The 3,613-nt window shown below is 54.1% G+C and carries 3 protein-coding genes and 1 pseudogene; 2 read left to right on the top strand and 2 right to left on the bottom strand.

Features of this window, described 5'->3' with window-relative positions:
• A pseudogene (locus ACTG34_RS02015) lies at window positions 1–138 on the bottom strand (3-isopropylmalate dehydratase small subunit); the annotation flags it as partial.
• Between the two features lie 11 nt (window positions 139–149).
• Complete coding sequence (leuC, locus tag ACTG34_RS02010) at window positions 150–1,559, bottom strand: 3-isopropylmalate dehydratase large subunit (protein WP_439103371.1); 1,410 nt, start codon at window positions 1,557–1,559, stop codon at window positions 150–152.
• 406 nt (window positions 1,560–1,965) lie between these two features.
• Between leuC and ACTG34_RS02005 the strand changes: the two genes are divergently transcribed.
• Both ACTG34_RS02005 and rsfS read left to right on the top strand, forming a co-directional pair.
• Window positions 1,966–3,177 carry a mechanosensitive ion channel family protein gene (locus tag ACTG34_RS02005; RefSeq protein ID WP_439103374.1) on the top strand — a complete coding sequence of 404 codons (1,212 nt, stop codon included), beginning with the start codon at window positions 1,966–1,968 and terminating at the stop codon, window positions 3,175–3,177.
• A 206-nt stretch (window positions 3,178–3,383) separates the two neighbouring features.
• Window positions 3,384–3,613, top strand: a 230-nt coding sequence (gene rsfS / locus ACTG34_RS02000; protein WP_439103370.1) for a ribosome silencing factor, incomplete at its 3' end; no start/stop codon positions are given.

Here is a 3,613-nt window from a genome sequence, read left to right as displayed (position 1 = left end):
CATCTCGTCAAATAGGTTCACACCAAGGCCGGACCGCTTGATCGTCTTCAAGAAAATCTTGGGGATGATCATATCCGTGTCGATATTCACGAGCGGCATAGGCGCAGAAATGCCGTGTAGTTTTTCAAACTTTTCCATTTGGATACTCCTTACAGCATTTCGCGAACGTCAGTCAGATGACCCGTGATGGCGGCGGCGGCGGCCATAGCGGGGCTGACGAGGTGAGTGCGGCCTTTGTAGCCTTGGCGGCCCTCAAAGTTGCGGTTCGATGTCGACGCGCAACGCTCGCCCTCGGCCAACTGGTCGGGGTTCATCGCAAGACACATGGAGCACCCTGCAAGGCGCCATTCAAAACCCGCTTTTGTAAAGATATCTGCAAGGCCCTCTTCTTCGGCTTGTGCACGCACAAGGCCCGAACCGGGAACGACCATCGCGCGCATCCCGTCCTTGACCTTTTTACCTTTGAGGATAGCGGCCGCGGCACGCAAATCTTCGATACGTCCATTGGTGCATGATCCGATGAACACTGTGTCGATCTGGATGTCGGTCAATTTTTGACCCGCTGTCAGACCCATGTATTCGATCGCGCGCTTCGCCGCCTCGACCTTGCCGCCTTTGAACGATTCTGGCGCAGGGACAACCGCGGAAATCGGCAAAACATCCTCGGGCGAGGTGCCCCAAGTCACAACTGGTTCGATCTCTTCGCCCTTGAGTGTCACGACTTTGTCGAAGTGCGCGCCCTCGTCGGTGAACAGTGTTTTCCACCACGCCAATGCGGCTTCGAACTGCGCGCCTTTTGGCGCATGCGGGCGGCCTTTGACGTAGTCAAAAGTGGTTTGGTCTGGTGCGATTAGGCCCGCGCGTGCGCCGCCTTCAATTGCCATATTACAGACGGTCATGCGCCCTTCCATCGACAAGTCGCGGATCGCTTCGCCGCAATACTCAATGACGTAACCTGTACCGCCAGCCGTGCCGGTCTCGCCGATCACTGCCATGGTGATGTCTTTGGCGGTCACACCAGGTTTAAGCTTGCCTGTGATCTCGACCTTCATGTTCTTGGATTTTTTCTGGATCAACGTTTGCGTTGCCAAAACGTGCTCGACCTCGGATGTACCGATGCCATGGGCCAACGCGCCAAATGCGCCGTGTGTTGCGGTGTGGCTGTCACCACATACAACAGTCATACCCGGAAGGGTCCAGCCCTGCTCTGGACCAACAATGTGCACGATGCCCTGACGCACGTCGGACACGGGGTAATAGTGGATACCAAAATCCTTCGCGTTCTTGTCGAGTGCCTCGACCTGAATACGGCTTTCTTCGTTGGCGATCACACCAGACACGCGGTCCAAAGTGGTCGGAACGTTGTGATCGGGCACAGCAATGGTTTTGTCTGGCGCACGCACAGAGCGTCCCGCCATGCGCAAACCTTCGAAGGCCTGCGGCGAGGTCACTTCGTGTACGAGGTGGCGATCAATATAAAGAAGGCATGTGCCGTCTTCTTGTTCATGGGCAACGTGTGCGTCCCAGATTTTGTCATAGAGTGTCTTCGGGGCGGTCATATCGCTCTCCGTTGATGTCATTGGGAAAAGGAAGGTGTTGTGATGTGGCGCGCGCAAAAAAACGCCGCACGAATGCAGGTTTTAGGCCCGCAGTCGGGCTAAAATTGTCATCGACGCACCATAGAACCGCCACGGCAAGCGGGCGCGGTCGTCCATATCAAAAAAACGTTCCATAGTGGGTCACATATAGGCTCGCGCTGAGTCTAGCAAGACGCATGACATAGTTGCGGTTCGCGTGTACGGCTTGCACAGTTGCGCAAAGCCGTGCGAATATCAGGCGAGATATTTTAAGAGGTTAGTTTTGGATCCAGTACAGATTTCCGATCTCGTGAATGACACGGGAGGTGATTTGGCTTCGTTTCTGACGGGGCTGTTGCGACGTTGGAATCTCTATCAAATTGGGATCATGGTCGTGGCCCTGATCGGTGCGATTGGTTTGGGTAAGGTGTGTGCCTCCCGCATGCGCGGGTGGATGCGCAACCTTTCCGGGCGACCAAAGTGGCAGTTGCGCTATTTGCTCGCAGTTCAAAAGAGACTTATTTTGATCGCTTGGGCAGTACTTTTGTGGGCCGTGTTCCTCGTAATGCAAGAACTCACATGGCCCTCCCGATCGTATTTGATCGAAGTCCTCGCGCGGGTTGTAACAGCATGGGTTTTGGTCGAATTCGCCGCACAGGTTGTGAAAAACCGGTTATTAAGGCGCATGGTGCGCTGGGGCTTGTGGATCTATGTGACGCTCTACCTCATTGGCGGATTGGACCGTACCACCCACTTTTTAGACGGATTGGCAATTGAGTTTGGGGCTTTTCGTCTGTCGTCATTGGCAGTTTTGAAGGCGCTGATTGTCACCGGTTTGTTGTTCTCGCTTGCGAGACTAGTGTCCACACAAACCTCGGCACATGTCCGTAAGAACGAGGATATATCGCCGTCGATGCGCGTTTTGATCGTCAAGGTGGCACAAGTTTCCCTATACGGCTCCGCGTTCTTTATCGGTCTAAAAGCAGTCGGATTTGACCTTACTGGCCTCGCTGTTTTGTCCGGCGCTATTGGTGTCGGCCTTGGTTTTGGTCTACAAAAAGTTGTCTCTAACCTTGTGTCGGGCATCATTATCTTGCTCGACAAATCTATCAAGCCCGGGGATGTGATTTCGCTTGGTGAAACGTTTGGTTGGATCAATACGCTTGGAGCGCGCTACGCCTCTGTTGTGACGCGTGATGGCAAAGAGTACCTGATTCCGAACGAGGATTTAATCACAAACCAAGTGGTCAACTGGTCGCATACAAACGATTTTGTCCGCTTGGACATCTTTTTTGGGACCGCCTACGCCGATGACCCTCATAAAGTTCGTGCTATCGCGATTGAGGCCGCAAACACGGTGGGTCGGGTTTTGGCGACACGACCCGCCGTGTGCCATATCGTCGGGTTTGGTGACAGTTCCGTCGACTACATCCTGCGTTTTTGGATCACCGATCCGACGGGAGGGCTGACCAACGTGCGCGGTGATGTGTACCTCGCTTTGTGGGACGCGTTCAAAGAGAACGGCATTTCTATCCCCTTCCCTCAGCGGGAAGTTCGGGTTTTGGATGGCGATGAGTTGCCAGCCCATGCCCTCGATTGACGCCTGAATTCACCAAGGTGATTTCGGTAGATTGAGATTTGTGATCAGCGATGCTATATTGTGTAAATCTTGGCGTCGGGGACTGAATACGGCGCGTTTTGAAGGAGGACTATGTCCTGTCTTACGTACAGACCGCAGCCGATGGGGCTGCAGTTTCGGGGGAGCCCATGAGTCGTGGCACCTCGACAAAATTCGGAGGCCAGCTGATGTTGGACTTCGTTACCCATGCTCTTGATCAGGAAAAAGCCGAAGATATCGTGACGATTGACTTGCGTGGCAAGTCGCAGATCGCCGATTTCATGGTGATTTGCTCTGGCCGCTCTTCCCGTCAGGTGGGGGCATTGGCAGAGAAGATATCCGATCTGCTCAAGCAGCAGCACGGCGTTTTGACGCGCATCGAGGGCAAAGGTCAGGGCGATTGGGTTCTGATGGATGC

Origin of the sequence: Celeribacter marinus (assembly GCF_965656515.1) — a bacterium.
Taxonomy (GTDB): Bacteria; Pseudomonadota; Alphaproteobacteria; order Rhodobacterales; family Rhodobacteraceae; genus Celeribacter; species Celeribacter marinus_D.
The sequence above is the reverse complement of the archived record's forward strand: the minus strand, read 5'-3'. Positions and strand labels throughout refer to the sequence as shown.